Here is a 14,909-nt window from a genome sequence, read left to right as displayed (position 1 = left end):
CAGGACCCCCTCCATGTACATCACCTGTCTGGACATGGAGGGGGTCCTGGTTCCTGAGATCTGGATCGCCTTTTCCGAAGCCACCGGCATCCCGGAGCTGCGCCGCACCACCCGGGACGAGCCTGACTACAACAAGCTGATGCAGTTCCGTTTGAATATTCTGAAAGAGCATGGACTGGGCCTGAAGGAGATCCAGAATACCATTGCCACCATCGATCCCTTGCCCGGGGCCAAGGAATTTCTGGATGAGCTGCGCTCCTTCAGCCAGGTGATCATCCTCAGCGATACCTTTGAACAGTTTGCCCAGCCCCTAATGAAAAAGCTGGGCTGGCCCACTCTGATGTGCAACACCCTGGAGGTGGCCGACGACGGTACCATCACCGGCTTCCAGATGCGCTGCCCCCAGTCCAAGCTGACCACGGTGAAGGCCCTCCAGTCCATCGGCTACGACACCATCGCCGCTGGGGATAGTTTCAACGACCTGGGCATGATCCAGGCCAGCAAGGCGGGCTTCCTCTTCAAGAGCACCGACCAGATCAAGGCCGATCATCCGGAGCTGCCCGCCTACGAGGAATTCCCCGATCTGCTGGCCGCCATCCGGAACGCGATGGACTGAGTACCACCCAAACTTCATGTCTGGAAGTGAGTGAGCAATATGCTGCGGCAATTTGAGGGACTGGCCTTCCGGCCGGCGGACATCCTGCTGCCCCGGGACTGCGAATACTGCAAGTGGTCGGTGGTGGCCTGCGATCAGTATACCTCCCAGCCGGACTACTGGCAGCGGGTGGAGGAGTATGTGGGCTCCGCGCCCTCCGCCCTGCGGCTCATCCTGCCGGAGAGCTGCCTGGACGGTCCCAATGTAGAGACCGATATTATGGAAGTCAACAATACCATGACCCGCTACCTGCGGGAGGAGCGCTTTCAGGAGTTCCCCAACGCCCTCATCTATGTGGAGCGGCGGCTGGACAACCTGAAGGTGCGCCGGGGCCTGGTGGGCATGGTGGATCTGGAGCAGTACGACTATGAGCCCGGCTCCGGCGCCGCCGTGCGGGCCACCGAGGGTACCGTCATGTCCCGCATTCCGCCCCGGGTGGCAGTGCGGAAGAACGCCCCCCTGGAGCTGCCCCACGTTATGCTGCTGACCGACGATCCCCAGAAAACGGTCATTGAACCTCTGGCCCAGCGGAAAGACAGAATGCAGAAGGTGTATGACTTTGACCTGATGGAGCGTGGGGGACACATCACCGGCTGGCTGCTGGATGAAGAGAGTATGGCCCTGGTGGCCGACGCACTGTCCACCCTGGCTGACCCAGCCGCCTTCCGGGCCAAATACGGCACGGAGGAGGTCATGGCCTTTGCCGTGGGTGACGGCAACCACTCCCTGGCCACAGCCAAGGAGTGCTATGAGCGTCAGAAGCGACTGACTCCCAAAGAGCAGTGGAGCCGCCTGCCTGCCCGCTTCGCCCTGTGCGAACTGGTGAACCTCCACGATCCAGCCCTGGAATTTGAGGCCATCCACAGGGTGCTCTTCGGCGTAGAGCCGGAGCAGGTGGTGGATGCCCTGGTAAAGGCTTTCCCCGGCGCTTTCCGGGGTGAGGGGGAGGGCCACGTTCTCCGCTATGTTCACGCAGGCGGGCAGGGCGCAGTCACCGTGCCAAACCCCACCGCCCAGATGGAGGTGGGCACCCTTCAGCCCTTCCTGGATACCTATGTGAAGGAGCAGGGGGGACGTATCGATTATATCCACGGGGCCGATGTGGCCCGTACCCTGGCGGCCCGGCCGGGCAACCTGGCCTTCCTGCTGCCTGCCATGGGGAAGGACCAGCTGTTCCCCACTGTGATCCACGACGGGGCCCTGCCCCGCAAGACCTTCTCTATGGGCGAGGCCCATGACAAGCGCTTTTATCTGGAGGCGCGCAAGATCCGATAAGGAGGAGTCTCATGGCAGTCCTGGAGGTCAAGGCCTACGCCAAACTGAATCTGTCCCTGGATGTGCTGGGAAAGCGGCCTGACGGTTACCACGATATGCGGATGGTGATGCAGACGGTGGGGCTTACCGATACCCTCCGGCTGGAGACCGGCACCGGGCAGCCCCTGCGCATGGAGAGCAACCTGGGCTTTTTGCCCGCCGACGGGAGCAATCTGGCCGCCGCTGCCGCCCTGCGGCTATGCGAAGCGGCAGGGGTGGACCACGGCGGACTATCCATCAAGTTGGACAAGACCATCCCGGTGTGTGCCGGAATGGCGGGGGGCAGCGCCGATGCCGCCGCCGTCATACGGGGGCTGAATAGTCTTCTGGGCCTGGGCCTGTCCTGGGAGCGGCTGGAGGAGATCGGCGCCCTGGTGGGCTCTGATGTGCCCTACTGCGTCCGGGGAACCACCGCCCTGGCTGAGGGCAGGGGGGAGATACTCACCGATCTGCCCCCTCTGCCGTCCTGCCTGGTGGTGCTGTGCAAGCCCGCTTTCTCGGTGTCCACGCCGGAGCTGTTCCGTACGTTGGACGGCTGCCGGATTCGCCGGCGGCCTGATACGGCCGGGTTGATTGCGGCGCTGAAGAGCGGCGATTTGCCCGGGGTAGCCCGGCGGATGTATAACGTATTCGAGGACGCTCTGCCCAGCCGCCGTGCCCAGGAAATTGACGCCATTAAAAATGTGATGATCCAGCATGGCGCCCTTGGCTCCTCCATGAGCGGTACTGGCCCCACTGTGTTCGGACTTTTTGACCACGAGGAACGGGCCAAAAGTGCTTTTGACGCGCTGAAGGAACAGTACCAAGAGACATTTCTGGTGCAGACCGTGGAAAATCTGCTGGAACAGGTATAAAATCAAAAATCACCGTCCACAATGGAGACAAACCAATGTGGACGGTGATTTTTTATGAAACAGAGCAAGACCCTGCGGCGATGGGAACTGGCTCTTTTGCTGGGTGTGGCCATTGCGGCTCTGGCAGGGGTCTGGCTGGACCGGAGTCAGGCGGCCCTGTCCGATCAGGTGATCCGGCTCCATGTGCTGGCCAACTCCGACTCGGAGGCTGACCAGGCACTGAAGCTGAAGGTGAGGGACCGGGTGCTGGGCGCGGCGTCGGATTATTTTGTGCCTGGGGCCACCTTGGAAGAGACCAGAGAGGTTCTGACAGAACATTTGGCCGACATAGCAGCTGCCGGAGCAGATCAGGTGGCGGAGGAGGGGTATCAGTATCCGGTGACGGTCTCCCTGGAGGACAACTACTGGTTTCCCACCAAGCAGTACACAGACTTTGCCCTTCCCGCCGGAGAGTATACTGCCTTGCGGGTGGTGATTGGCGAAGGCGCCGGTCAGAACTGGTGGTGCGTGCTCTTTCCCCCCCTGTGCCTGGGTTTGGTCAGTGAGACGGCGGCCCAGACCGCCCTCAGCGACGGCTTTACCCAGGACCAGGTGTCCCTCATCACCGGAGAGGACGAGGGGTATGTGGTGAAGTTCAAGGCCATTGAGCTGTGGGAGGGCTTCCAGCACTGGATCACAGGCGGATAAAAAGACAGGCTCGGCTGTAAGCCGAGCCTGTCTTTTTATATGAGATCAGCCAATGCCGCCGTAGTAGATGCCCAGCACCCACACAGCTGCCGCCACCAGCACATAGAAACGGGCGGTAACGGTGAAGAACGTGCCGGGGCGGCCCTTTCCGCCCAGAGCCAGCTCGTCCTTAATGGTGTCTACCCGCAGTACGAAGTAGATGAACACCGCCACCAGCAGGGCGCCGAAGGGGGAGACGTAAATGGTGATCAGGTCCATCCAGCTGCCCATGCCTGCCAGGGACTCCAGGAAGAGGCCGGGCACGAAGGTAACCACGCCAACAATGAGCGCGGCGGCCCGGCGGGAGAGCTTGACGGTGGAGCTGAGAGCCTCGCCGCAGGCCTCCAGCATATTCATCAGAGAGGTGATACCTGCGAAGAACACCGACACGAAGAAGAGCAGGGCGAAGATCTGGCCGCCGGGCATCTGCCCAAAGACCTGAGGCAGGGTGACAAACATAAGGGAGGGGCCGCTGGTGGGATCAATGCCGAAGGCAAAGACGGCGGGGATGATGGCAAAGCCCGCCAGCAGGGCGGCCAGAGTATCCAGCAGGGCGGTCATGCCCGCGTGGCGCAGAATGCTCTCGTCCTTCTTCATATAGCTGCCGTAGATCAGCATACCGGCACCGTTGATGGACAGGGAGAAGAAGGCCTGTCCCATAGCCATGACCCAGGTCTCCGGCTTAAGCAGGTAACTCCAGTCGGGCCGGAGCAGGTAGAGGTAGCCCTCTGCCGCGCCGGGAAGGAATGCCACCCGGATGGCAATGATGAGAAACAGAATAAAGAAGGCAGGCATCATGAACTTGCTCAGCTTCTCAATGCCGGAAGCCACGCCGAAAATCAGAATGACCACCGTAAAGACCACTGCGATCAGGTGCCAGGGGACGGAACCGAAGTTGACAGCCAGCGCGTCAAAAAAGCTCTGGGAATCCCCGACCAGGATGGAGCCGGTGACAGAGCCGGCGGTGTACCGCAGGACCCAGCCCACCACCACCGAGTAGCCGATGGCGATGCCCAGCACGCCCAGCAGGGGAATGATGCCCAGGATCTTGCCGCCCTTCTTGCCCCGGGATTTCATGACGTAATCCAGAGAGCCCATGGCGCCGGTGCCGGTGAGCCGGCCCAAAGCAAACTCGCCGGACAGGCCTACATAGCTGAACAGGGCCACAAAGATGAAATAGGGGATCAGAAAGGCGCCGCCGCCATACTGTCCCATGCGATAGGGGAAAAGCCAGATGTTGCCCATGCCAACGGCGGAGCCTACCGCTGCCAGGACAAATCCCAGTGAGCTGGTAAACTTACCGCCGGATTTGTTGTGTTCCATTCAGAGATCCTCCTCTTCGTTTCTGCGTACCATGTGGATATGGTCCTCCCATACCCCGTTGATCTTGAGATAGCGTTTGGCCAGTCCCTCCTCCTCAAAACCGGCTCTGGCCGCCGCTCGGCGGGAGAGAAGATTGCGGGGCATGATGTTGGCCTCCACCCGGTGGAGCCCCAGATTGCGGAAGCCCCACTCCGTCAGAGCGGCGATGGCTTCCGAGCCGTAGCCCTGTCCCCAGAGGGTGTGGTCCAGCTTGTAGGAGATGAAGCAGGACTGGAAGGCCCCCCGCACGATCTCGTTGAGACCAGCCAGCCCGATGATTTTACCGGGATGCCGGGGCTGGACCAACAGGAAGCGGAAACTGTAAAGAATTCCTCGGGCTGGACCGGATCAAAGGGGGCAAAAGCTGCCCGATTGCGTCGGTAGAATGCTGCCGCCGGACCTGCCAGCGCCGGATCACAGGCCAGAAACCCCAGCCGGAGGGAACGAAAAACAAAACGGCGCATCCCAACCCTCTCCCTTCCGATGCATTGCACGCGAGGCACATTATATCACATCCTTAAGACTTTTGCACTATAAAGTTATAGCACTTTAAAGAGCCCATCACGGTAAAAAGAATCCCCTGGGGGTGGTTGACCTGGCCGCCGCTTTTCGATACAATAGAGATACCAAAAAAGGGAGCCGTCCACCTGTGGGCGGCTCTCCCATTGCCAAGGAGACAGGAAAACGATATGTTGAATACCCAAGAGGAACTGCGCTTTTGCAAGGCCCGGCGGGCGGCCATCGAACTGGAGTTTGGAAATCTGAATCCGGAACAGCGGAAAGCGGCTCTGGCCACTGAAGGGCCTCTGCTGCTGCTGGCAGGAGCGGGAAGCGGAAAGACTACGGTGCTCATCCACCGCATCGCCAACCTGATGAAGTACGGCCGGGGCTCCGATTCCAACGAAGTGCCTGCCTGGGTGACGCCGGAGGATCTGGCCTTCCTGGAGGAGTATGTGGCCCGCCCCGATCCGGAGAAGAAAGGAGAGCAGGAGCGGCTGTGCCGCCTGGACCCGGCCGTGCCTTGGTCCATCCTTGCCATCACCTTTACCAACAAGGCTGCCGGAGAGTTGAAAGAGCGGCTGGAGCGGATGCTGGGCCCCGCCGCCAACGACGTGTGGGCTTCCACCTTCCACTCCGCCTGCGTGCGTATCCTGCGGCGGGACATCGACCGACTGGGCTTTACCAGCTCCTTCACCATTTACGACACCGCCGACTCCGAGCGGGTCATCAAGGACATCGTAAAGGACTTTGACCTGGACGACAAAACCTTCTCCGCCCGCATGGTACTGGGCTACCTGTCCCGGGCCAAGGATGCCATGCTGTCCGGGGCGGACTATCTGGCCCAGTGCGAGAAGGCGGGAGACTTCCGCCTGGTGAAGATGGCCAAGATCTATGTGGAGTATGAGCGGCGGCTGAAGGAAGCCAATGCCCTGGATTTCGACGACATTATCCTGGATACGGTACGCCTGCTCCAGCGGTTTGAGGAGGTACGGACCTACTACCAGAAGAAATTCCGCTACGTCCTCATTGACGAGTATCAGGATACAAACAATCTGCAGTATCTGTTGGCCTCCACTCTGGCGGGAGGTTATGAGAACATCTGCGTGGTGGGTGACGACGACCAGTCCATCTATCGCTTCCGGGGCGCCACCATTGAGAACATCCTCTCCTTTGAAAGCCAGTATAAGGGCGCCCGGGTGATCCGGCTGGAGCAGAACTACCGCTCCACCAAGAACATTCTGGAGGCTTCCAACGCAGTTATCAAGAACAACGAGGGCCGCAAGGGCAAGGAACTGTGGACTCAGCACGAAGAGGGCGAGAAGATCCAGTGCTATACCGCCATGAATGAGCACGACGAGGCCCAGTATGTGGCGGCTCAGATCCTGGCAGGCTTTTCCGCCGGGCGCAGCTGGAAAGATCACGCGGTGCTCTACCGTATGAATGCCCAGTCCAACCAGATCGAGCAGGCCTTCAAGCGCAACGGTATTCCCTACCGCATCATCGGCGGCATCCGGTTCTTTGACCGTGCCGAGGTCAAGGATATGCTGGCCTACCTGAGCGCCGTGAACAACCCCGGCGACGATCTGCGGCTCTCCCGCATTATCAACAATCCGCCCCGCGGTATCGGCGCCACCACCGTGGACCGGGCGCAGAACATTGCCCAGGCTGAGGGCAGGTCCCTGTGGGAGGTCATCAGCCACGCCAAGGATTGGCCGGAGCTGCAGAAGGCGGCTCCCAAGCTGGGCCAGTTTGTGGAACTGATGGACGATCTGCGAAAGCTGTCCCGGGAGCTGCCTCTGCCTGCCTTCTACGAAGAGGTAGTGGCACGCACCGGTTATGCCGTCATGCTGGAGCAGAAAAAGACCATTGAGGATCGCACCCGGCTGGAGAACGTGCGGGAGCTGGCTACCTCCATCCAGAATTACCTGGACAATGCGGTGGAGGAGCCCTCTCTGGCAGGCTTCCTGGATGAGATCGCCCTCTATACCGACATTGACAGCCACGACTCCAGCGAGGACTGCGTGGTCATGATGACCATGCACTCTGCCAAGGGCCTGGAGTTCCCGGTGGTCTTTGTGGTAGGCGTGGAAGAGGGCATTTTCCCCGGCATCCGTGCCATCGGTGAGCCAGAGGAGATGGAGGAAGAGCGGCGGCTGTGCTATGTGGCTATGACCCGGGCCAAGGAGAAGTTGTATATGACCTGTGCCTCCCAGCGTATGCTCTTCGGCCGCACCAATTCCAACCGTCCCTCCCGCTTTTTGGGGGAGATTCCACCGGAACTGGTGGAGAAGTCCGGCCGCCTGCCCTACGGCGAGCGGGGTGAGGGGGAGCGGCCTGCCCGCAAGACCGCGCCAGTGCGTCGCACTTTCGACCACGGCTTCTCCCTGGGCCATACGGCTCCGACAGCTCAGCCCGCTGCGGCGCCTGCTGCAAACCAGGCTGCCCCGTCCAGCGGAGCCTTCCGTATGGGGGATACGGTGCGGCACAAGGCATTTGGTCAGGGCCTGATCACCAAGGTGACCCCTATGGGCGGCGACGCTCTGGTGGAGATCGCCTTCGACAGCGTGGGTACCAAAAAGCTGATGCTGAAATCTGCCTCCCAGTATATGACCAAGGTATAAGAAAACCGGGCCGCCGGAAGGCGGCCCGGAGAAATGCTACGGCTGGAGCAATTCCGTAAAGCTGTAAATGTATTGGTGGCACAACTCCTTCAATTCGCCCTCGTACCGGGCGTAAAAAGGGTCGTACACCCCTACTACGGTCAGCCCCGCCTTCTTGGCGGCAGCGCAGGCGCCGGGGGAGTCCTCATAGAGGATACTCTCCTCCGGTGTGGCTCCCAGCTCTTTCAGTACATGGGCAAAGGTGGCTGGGTCCTTCTTCAGCATACCCAGCTCCTGGACGAAGATGAGGCGGGAGAAGTAGTTCTCCATATTGAGCCGCTTCAGGGCGGCCTGACAGAATTCGGGCACACAGGCGGTAAGCAGGACCATGGACTCTCCCTGCCGCCGGCACTGGTCCAGAAAGGCCAGAGCTCCCGGTTTGGCGGGGACCTGAGATAGGTAGGCCTCCCGGCCCAGCTGGGTCCACTCGTCCATGATGGCCTGAGGCGTGGTGTCCAGGTGGTAGTAATCGATGGTGAACTGGGCGGCCAGAGGGAAGATGGAGTGGCCCACCGTCTCGCTGTACTCCTGGGTGGGGGTCAGCCCCCGGCGGGCCAGGAAGGTGTTGTCCACCTCCTCCCACACGCCGTTGGAGTCCACCAGGGTGCCGTCAAAGTCAAACAGGATCATACATAAAACCTCCAGGGGAATTGAACGGCCTCCTCGGCGTAGTCGATGCCGATACGGGGGCCGGTATGGATGACAGAGGGTGTTTCGCCTGCATCACAGAGAAACAACTCCTGGCCGCACAGGTCCAGACCATTTTGGGCACGGGTAAGAGCCAGGGCCTTGCACACCTTGCCCGGTCCATCCAGAAAGTGCTTCTTTTGATAGGAAGTCAGCTCTCCGGGCATTTTGCCGAAGCGGTTGAGGCTCATACGAGCCAACCCATCCACCGGTTCCAGACCCCGCAGCAGGACGGCAGCAGGCTCCCCTTCCGCCTCGGTCACAAAGTTGAGACAGTGGTACATCCCGTAGATCAGGTAGATGTATGCGGTGCCAGGCGGGGCAAAGAGAGTCTCGGTCCGAGCGGTTCGGCGGTAGCCATAGGCGTGGCAGGCCTTGTCGCACCGGCCAATATAGGCCTCGGTTTCTGTAATGCGACCCACCAGCGTTTCCCCGTTCCATATCCGGACCAGGTGTTTTCCAAGCAGATCTCGGGCCACATCCAAGGTGTCCCGGGCAAAAAAGGTCCGATCCAGCGGTTTCATTTGGATGCCCCCCTTTGTTGGGATTACATTTTATTTTACCATAGGTAAAGGAGAGGTACAACCATGAGCCAAACCAATGAAAGCAGTGTCCTGGCCAAGTTCGCCACCCCGCTGATTATCCTCGCTACGATTATTTGGGGTAGTTCCTTTGTAGTGATGAAGAGCAGCGTGGATGTGCTGCCCACCTTCTGGCTGCTGGCCATTCGATTCAGTTTTGCCGCTCTTGTGCTGGCGGTGGTCTTTATCAAACGATGGAAGGTGATGGACCGCCACTACCTGATTGGCGGCACAGTAATGGGCTTCTGCCTGTTTGTGGCCTACGCCTTCCAGACCTACGGCCTGGAACAGACGACCCCCGGCAAAAACGCCTTCCTTACTGCGGTCTACTGCGTCATTGTCCCCTTCCTCTACTGGATCGTGGCCAAGCGCCGGCCGGACAAGTTCAATGTGATCGCAGCCTTGCTGTGCATCATCGGCATCGGCTTGGTGTCAGTTACCGGCGACAATGCTTCCGCTTTCAATATGGGTGATGTACTTACCCTTATCGGCGGCTTCTTCTTTGCCGCCCATATCGTGGCGGTGTCCAAGTTCTCCGAGGGCCGGGATATCTTCATCCTGACCACCCTCCAGTTTGCCAGCTTTGCCGTGTTTTCCTGGATCGGCGTGCTGGTTACCAGAACTTCGGTGAGCCCCGAGGTGTTCAACGGCGATCTGATCTTTGGCCTTGCCTACCTGGTGATTTTCGCTTCCTGCGGCGCACTGCTTTTCCAGAACATCGGCCAGAAGTACACCGCCCCCTCCACCGCGGCGGTCCTCCTGTCTCTGGAGGCTCCTTTCGGTGTGATCTTCTCCATGATCTTCGCCAATGAGCAGCCTACCGCCCTGATGCTGGTGGGCTTTGCCCTGATCTTTGTGGGCGTGATCTGCTCCGAGACCAAGTTCTCTTTCCTGCGGAAGAAATAAGAACCAGATAGAAAGACAGCCCCTGCCCTAGAAGGGCGGGGGCTGTTCTGCATTTTTTGTGACTGTGCATGGAGTCATGTCTTGCGCTGTATGGCTCAGTTTGGTATCATGGATAAGGTGATGACCATGTATGTTCAGTCTATCCGCTGCCTGGCTGGGATGCCCTATGCGTAAGCTGGCCTGGTTTGCCGCCGCCTTTTCCGGCGCGGTGTTTCTGGCGGTTTATCTGCTGCCGGAAGCCATACTGGTGCCGGCGGGGGCGTGCTGTGGTTTGGCAGCCCTGGCCGGACTGTTCCTTCGGGGCAAAGCCCGTCTGCGGACGCTGCTGATCTGCTTCGGTTTGGCGGCGGGCCTGTGTTGGACGGGAGTATACTGCGCTCTGGTACGGGTACCTGCGCTGCGGCTGAACGGCACAGAGACGACGGTTACGGCTCTGGTTACCGATTGGCCTCAGGAGAACAGCTACAGCACTTCTGTTATGTCGGAGGTCTATGGGGACGATGGAAGTCCGGTCAAGACCTTGCTTTATTTGAATGGGGAAGAGGCCATGGGTTTGCGGCCTGGCGACCGGCTGACAGTGACCGCCTCCTTCCGTATGGCAGACACTATGGCGGGGGAGACTACCAGCTACTATTATGCCAAAGGGGTACTCCTCATCGGCAGCGGCGGGAAGGAATGGACGGCGGAACGGCCGGAACAGACTCCGGTGGGCTGCTGGCCCGCCCTGTTCAGTGGGGCGCTGAAGGACAGCGTGGACCGAGCTTTTCCGGATAGTACCGCGCCTTTGGTCACCGCGTTGCTGACGGGAGACAAGACGGAACTGCCTGAGGCGGTGTACAGTGCCCTGCGCCGGTCTGGACTGGCCCATGTGATCGCAGTCTCCGGCCTCCATGTCTCTTTTTTGGCCGGACTGATTACTACTCTGTTGGGCCGCCGCAGGCGGCTGTCGGCAGTGGTGGGCATCGGCCTGCTTTTCTTTTTCAGCGCTGTGGCGGGCAACACCCCCTCGGTCCAGCGGGCAGCGTTGATGCAGGCCCTGCTCCTGATTGCGCCGCTGGTGGACCGGGAGAATGATCCGCCTACCAGCCTCAGTACCGTGCTGATGATACTGCTGGCGGTCAATCCCTATGCCGCCGCCAGCGTGTCCCTCCAGCTGTCCTTTGCCGCCGTGGCCGGTATCTTTCTGTTTACCGGGCCTTTGTGTGAGAAGTGGGAGAGCAGACTGCCCCGCAAGCCCCAGAACTTTTGGCTCAAACTGGGCTGCCGGGTGGCCCGGGTGATTATCGCCACTGTTGCCACCACGTTGGGGGCCATTGTGTTCACCACGCCTCTGATGGCCTTCTATTTTGGCAGCGTAACGCTTATTTCACCTCTTACCAATCTGCTCTCCCTGTGGGCGGTGTCCGATGCCTTCCTGGGTGGGCTGGTGACGGCGCTGGTGGGGCTTGTGCTGCCTGCCGTGGCCACGGTGATGGCCTGGGTGGTCTCCTTGCCGGTGTGGTATCTCCAGTGGCTTACCGCAGCCCTGGCAGGACTGCCCTTTGCCTCGGTGGCCGTCCATTCCATCTATCTGATTCTGTGGATGGCTCTGACTTATGGACTTATTTTTCTGTGGGTGCTTTGGCGAGGTCCAAGAGGGCGGGGGGTGGTGCCATTGTGTCTCAGTACGTCCACCCTGTGTGGCGCCCTGATCCTCCAGGCTGCTGCCCTCACCGGCGGAAGGCTGACCGTATCGGTGTTGGATGTGGGTCAGGGGCTCAGCGTGGCCCTCTATTCCCGGGGGCAGACCGCGCTGGTTGACTGCGGCGGCTACGATGCGGGAAATACCGCTGCGGATTACTTTCAGTCTCTGGGCCTGAGCCACATCGACCTGGTGATCCTCACCCACTATCACGACGACCACGCATCCGGAATTCCTCAACTGCTGGAGCGGATGGACGTTGGACTGCTGATTCTGCCTGACGTGGAGCCGGACAGTGCCCTGCGGGCAGAGGTGGAGGCTGCCGCCCAAGCCCATGGAGTGGAGACTCTGTTGGTCACCGATGGGGCCACCGCCGAGCTGGGAGAGACGAGCCTGAAGATCTACCCGCCCCTGGGCAGCGGCGGCAGCAATGAAGAGGGCCTGTCAGTGCTGGGAAGTGCAGGGGAATTTGACGTTCTGATTACGGGTGATATGAATACCACCGTGGAGGGACGGCTGGTGAAATACGGAGACCTGCCGGATACAGAGTTGCTGGTAGCAGGCCACCACGGCTCCAAATACGCCTCGTCGGACGAATTGCTCCAGGCCATACAGCCGGAATGGGCTGTTATATCAGTTGGATACAATACTTACGGTCACCCGGCGGCGGAGACCCTGGCCCGCCTGTCCCAGCACGGATGCCAGATCTACCGCACAGACTGGTCGGGGACCGTTACCATTACTGCGGAATAAGGAGAAGATACCATGCCGCCAAAGGGAAAACCGGATACTGCCGCCTATCAGAAGCTGAAACAGGATCTGAAAAGCGGCACACTGGGCAGCCTCTATGTGTTTCATGGCGAGGAGGCCTATCTGCGTGACTACTATCTGGGACAAATGAAGCAGAAATTGCTGCCTCCGGGAATGGAGGCCTTCAACTACCATGTGATCCAGGGTAAGGAGTTTGATTTGAAGGCTCTGGCCCAGACGGTGGACTGCCTGCCTATGATGAGTCCCCGTACCATGATCGTAGTCAATGATTACGATCTCTTTAAGGGGGACAAGGAGGGGCTTACCGCCATTTTGAAGGATCTGCCCGACTATGTGTGCCTGGTCTTTGTGTATGACCTGATCGAATATAAATCAGACGCCCGTACCAAGCTGGCCGGTGTTATCAAGGAGAAAGGCAGTGTAGTGCCCTTCAACCGGCAGGAGCAGGGGGATCTGGTGGACTGGATCGCCCGGCGTTTCCGGGCCATGGACCATGATATCGGTACTGAGGACGCCAAGTATCTTATCTTCCTGTGTGGAGATCTGATGCACACTCTGATTTCGGAGATCGGCAAGATCGGCGCTTATGCCTCTCACCGGCGGGTTACCCGACAGGATATCGACGCTGTGGCCACGCCCCAGCTTGACGCGGTGGTGTTCCAGATGACCGATGCCATCTCCGCCGGAGACTTTGACAAGGCGGCCTCAGTGCTGGGGGACCTCTATCATATGCAGGAGCCTCCCATTAAGCTGCTGGCGGCCCTGGGCAAGCAGCTGCGGCAGCTCTATACAGCCCGGCTGGCCCTGGAACACAGGAAGGGAAGCCGCTATTTGATGGAGCTGTGGGGACTGCGCTCGGCTTATCCGGCGGAACGGATGATGCAGTCAGCCCGGCGGTTTTCTCTGGGTTGGTGCCGCCGGGCGGTGATCCGCTGTGGTGAGGTTGATCTGGCCATGAAATCCACCGGCGCGGATGGAGAAGAACTGTTGACTGGCCTGCTGATGGAGCTGGCCGTAAAGAAAGGAGCCTGATGATAATGAAAAAGCGTGCGATCTTTGGCGTGGCGCTTGCCGCCGCCGGCGCGGCGGGGTGGTATCTGACCGCCAATCGCAGAAAGAATCAGATGGAGATCATCCGTGAGCAGGTCCGCAAGCTGCTGGCGGTGCGGAGGGACGAGCTGCAGCTTCTGCGGAAGGCGGCCCAGGCGGGGGAACTGCCCTCGGAGGGATTGAGTACCCAACCGCTGGATGGCCTGGAGGTGGAGGCGGTCCGCCTGGAGGATGGTGCGCTGACTGTGTGTCTCTGCAACGGTGCGGCACGGGCTTGGCTGTCCGATCAGCCTCTGGATCGCCTGAATGTCCATCAGCAACCCTGGCGGGGCAGTGCCCGGCCCGGTGTTCTGTACACGGAAGACCTGGGTGACGGCTGGCACGTCGGATACGCCTGCCTGCACTGGAGCTGAGTATGCTGCGGATCAAAGAGGCTATTGTGGTAGAGGGGCGTTATGATAAGAATACCCTCTCTCAGATGGTGGATACCATTATTGTGGAGACCTCCGGCTTTGGTGTATTTAAAAACAGTGAGAAACTGGCCCTGTTCCGCCGCTTGGCGGCGGAGCGGGGCCTTATCATCCTCACCGATCCGGATGGGGCTGGTTTTGTCATCCGCAGTTTTCTCAAGGGCAGCATTCCGCCGGAACAGGTGAAACACGCCTATGTGCCTGATATCCTGGGCAAGGAGCGTCGGAAGCGCACGCCGGGAAAAGAGGGTAAGCTGGGCGTGGAAGGGATGCGTCCCCAGGTACTGGAACAGGCCCTCCGACGGGCGGGGGCTACCTTTCTGGAAGAAGATGCTCCGCCGGTACGCTGTGGACGAGCCATCACCAAGGCGGATCTGATGCTGTTGGGTTTGTCTGGAGGGGCTGGATCAGCCGAGCGCAGGCAGGCCTTGATGAAGCAGCTGGGGCTGCCGGGGCATCTGTCTCCCAATGCCATGCTGGAGGTACTGAATGCGCTTTTCTCCTATGAGGACCTGGTGTCTGCTGTCCAAAAATCCGGGACGGAAAAAGAAAAGGGCGGAAAGTGAAAAAAGGTGTTGACAAATGGGGGTGGGAGTGATATTCTATCTGAGCGCCTTGCGAGAGGGCATGAAAATCTGACCAAAATCGGAAGAAACCGAGGGGAACCTGGACGGCCTTGCGGAAAGAGATC

General features: G+C 59.9%; 14 protein-coding genes. 10 read left to right on the top strand and 4 right to left on the bottom strand.

The features are described from left to right. Positions 1–13 precede the first annotated feature (13 nt). Genes thrH through spoIIR form a run of 4 tightly spaced genes read left to right on the top strand, consistent with a single transcriptional unit; the run spans position 14 to position 3,510 of the window. A complete protein-coding gene (gene thrH, locus IHN22_RS11465; protein ID WP_087271169.1) occupies positions 14–616 on the top strand; it encodes a bifunctional phosphoserine phosphatase/homoserine phosphotransferase ThrH in 603 nt (200 codons plus the stop codon). 39 nt (positions 617–655) lie between these two features. After that, positions 656–1,930, top strand: coding sequence for a DUF1015 domain-containing protein (locus IHN22_RS11460; protein WP_191435464.1), 1,275 nt, complete (start codon positions 656–658; stop codon positions 1,928–1,930). Between the two features lie 11 nt (positions 1,931–1,941). Beyond that, positions 1,942–2,823 (top strand): 4-(cytidine 5'-diphospho)-2-C-methyl-D-erythritol kinase, encoded by an 882-nt coding sequence (gene ispE, locus IHN22_RS11455; protein WP_191435463.1) that lies wholly within the window; start codon positions 1,942–1,944, stop codon positions 2,821–2,823. A gap of 54 nt (positions 2,824–2,877) precedes the next feature. After that, entirely contained in the window at positions 2,878–3,510 is a 633-nt protein-coding gene (spoIIR, locus tag IHN22_RS11450) for a stage II sporulation protein R (RefSeq protein WP_191435461.1), read from the top strand. Positions 3,511–3,555: 45 nt separating this feature from the next. Here spoIIR and IHN22_RS11445 read toward each other — a convergent pair whose 3' ends face one another. Both IHN22_RS11445 and IHN22_RS11440 read right to left on the bottom strand, forming a co-directional pair. Further along, a complete protein-coding gene (locus tag IHN22_RS11445; RefSeq protein WP_191435459.1) occupies positions 3,556–4,872 on the bottom strand; it encodes a sodium-dependent transporter in 1,317 nt (438 codons plus the stop codon). Further along, on the bottom strand, positions 4,873–5,217 hold the full coding sequence (locus IHN22_RS11440) for a GNAT family N-acetyltransferase (RefSeq protein WP_300986533.1): 345 nt from the start codon (positions 5,215–5,217) through the stop codon (positions 4,873–4,875). Between the two features lie 383 nt (positions 5,218–5,600). Here IHN22_RS11440 and IHN22_RS11435 point away from each other — a divergent pair, with 383 nt between their 5' ends. Next, a complete protein-coding gene (locus IHN22_RS11435) occupies positions 5,601–8,033 on the top strand; it encodes an ATP-dependent helicase (protein ID WP_191435457.1) in 2,433 nt (810 codons plus the stop codon). Between the two features lie 36 nt (positions 8,034–8,069). Here IHN22_RS11435 and IHN22_RS11430 read toward each other — a convergent pair whose 3' ends face one another. Next, positions 8,070–8,702 (bottom strand): HAD family hydrolase, encoded by a 633-nt coding sequence (locus IHN22_RS11430; protein ID WP_191435455.1) that lies wholly within the window; start codon positions 8,700–8,702, stop codon positions 8,070–8,072. Further along, complete coding sequence (locus tag IHN22_RS11425) at positions 8,699–9,283, bottom strand: DNA-3-methyladenine glycosylase (RefSeq protein ID WP_191435454.1); 585 nt, start codon at positions 9,281–9,283, stop codon at positions 8,699–8,701. Before IHN22_RS11425 ends, IHN22_RS11430 begins: the two co-directional genes overlap by 4 nt. A 63-nt stretch (positions 9,284–9,346) precedes the next feature. On the opposite strand from IHN22_RS11425, the gene IHN22_RS11420 reads away from it, so the two are divergent. The 5 genes from IHN22_RS11420 (at position 9,347) to IHN22_RS11400 (ending at position 14,784) form a co-directional block, all read left to right on the top strand. Continuing rightward, positions 9,347–10,246, top strand: a complete 900-nt coding sequence (locus IHN22_RS11420) for a DMT family transporter (protein ID WP_087188681.1) — start codon at positions 9,347–9,349, stop codon at positions 10,244–10,246. A 130-nt stretch (positions 10,247–10,376) separates the two neighbouring features. Next, complete coding sequence (locus tag IHN22_RS11415; protein ID WP_300986527.1) at positions 10,377–12,680, top strand: DNA internalization-related competence protein ComEC/Rec2; 2,304 nt, start codon at positions 10,377–10,379, stop codon at positions 12,678–12,680. A 12-nt stretch (positions 12,681–12,692) separates the two neighbouring features. After that, positions 12,693–13,730: a DNA polymerase III subunit delta gene (gene holA / locus IHN22_RS11410; RefSeq protein WP_087188679.1), complete on the top strand. Its 1,038-nt coding sequence runs from the start codon at positions 12,693–12,695 to the stop codon at positions 13,728–13,730. Positions 13,731–13,735: 5 nt separating this feature from the next. Further along, positions 13,736–14,161: a toxin-antitoxin system antitoxin subunit gene (locus IHN22_RS11405; protein ID WP_191435452.1), complete on the top strand. Its 426-nt coding sequence runs from the start codon at positions 13,736–13,738 to the stop codon at positions 14,159–14,161. Positions 14,162–14,163: 2 nt separating this feature from the next. Beyond that, positions 14,164–14,784: a toprim domain-containing protein gene (locus IHN22_RS11400; RefSeq protein ID WP_191435450.1), complete on the top strand. Its 621-nt coding sequence runs from the start codon at positions 14,164–14,166 to the stop codon at positions 14,782–14,784. The last annotated feature ends 125 nt before the right edge of the window (positions 14,785–14,909 follow it).

The sequence above is a fragment of the Flavonifractor sp. An112 genome (assembly GCF_904377885.1).
Taxonomy (GTDB): Bacteria; Bacillota; Clostridia; order Oscillospirales; family Oscillospiraceae; genus Flavonifractor; species Flavonifractor avicola.
The sequence above is the reverse complement of the archived record's forward strand: the minus strand, read 5'-3'. Positions and strand labels throughout refer to the sequence as shown.

Bases quoted from the DNA above. Each gene is read 5' to 3' on its own strand.
- thrH (WP_087271169.1), top strand. From the start codon at position 14: ATGTACATCACCTGTCTGGACATGGAGGGGGTCCTGGTTCCTGAGATC.
- IHN22_RS11460 (WP_191435464.1), top strand. From the start codon at position 656: ATGCTGCGGCAATTTGAGGGACTGGCCTTCCGGCCGGCGGACATCCTG.
- ispE (WP_191435463.1), top strand. From the start codon at position 1,942: ATGGCAGTCCTGGAGGTCAAGGCCTACGCCAAACTGAATCTGTCCCTG.
- spoIIR (WP_191435461.1), top strand. From the start codon at position 2,878: ATGAAACAGAGCAAGACCCTGCGGCGATGGGAACTGGCTCTTTTGCTG.
- IHN22_RS11445 (WP_191435459.1), bottom strand. From the start codon at position 4,872: ATGGAACACAACAAATCCGGCGGTAAGTTTACCAGCTCACTGGGATTT.
- IHN22_RS11435 (WP_191435457.1), top strand. From the start codon at position 5,601: ATGTTGAATACCCAAGAGGAACTGCGCTTTTGCAAGGCCCGGCGGGCG.
- IHN22_RS11430 (WP_191435455.1), bottom strand. From the start codon at position 8,702: ATGATCCTGTTTGACTTTGACGGCACCCTGGTGGACTCCAACGGCGTG.
- IHN22_RS11425 (WP_191435454.1), bottom strand. From the start codon at position 9,283: ATGAAACCGCTGGATCGGACCTTTTTTGCCCGGGACACCTTGGATGTG.
- IHN22_RS11420 (WP_087188681.1), top strand. From the start codon at position 9,347: ATGAGCCAAACCAATGAAAGCAGTGTCCTGGCCAAGTTCGCCACCCCG.
- IHN22_RS11415 (WP_300986527.1), top strand. From the start codon at position 10,377: ATGTTCAGTCTATCCGCTGCCTGGCTGGGATGCCCTATGCGTAAGCTG.
- holA (WP_087188679.1), top strand. From the start codon at position 12,693: ATGCCGCCAAAGGGAAAACCGGATACTGCCGCCTATCAGAAGCTGAAA.
- IHN22_RS11405 (WP_191435452.1), top strand. From the start codon at position 13,736: ATGAAAAAGCGTGCGATCTTTGGCGTGGCGCTTGCCGCCGCCGGCGCG.
- IHN22_RS11400 (WP_191435450.1), top strand. From the start codon at position 14,164: ATGCTGCGGATCAAAGAGGCTATTGTGGTAGAGGGGCGTTATGATAAG.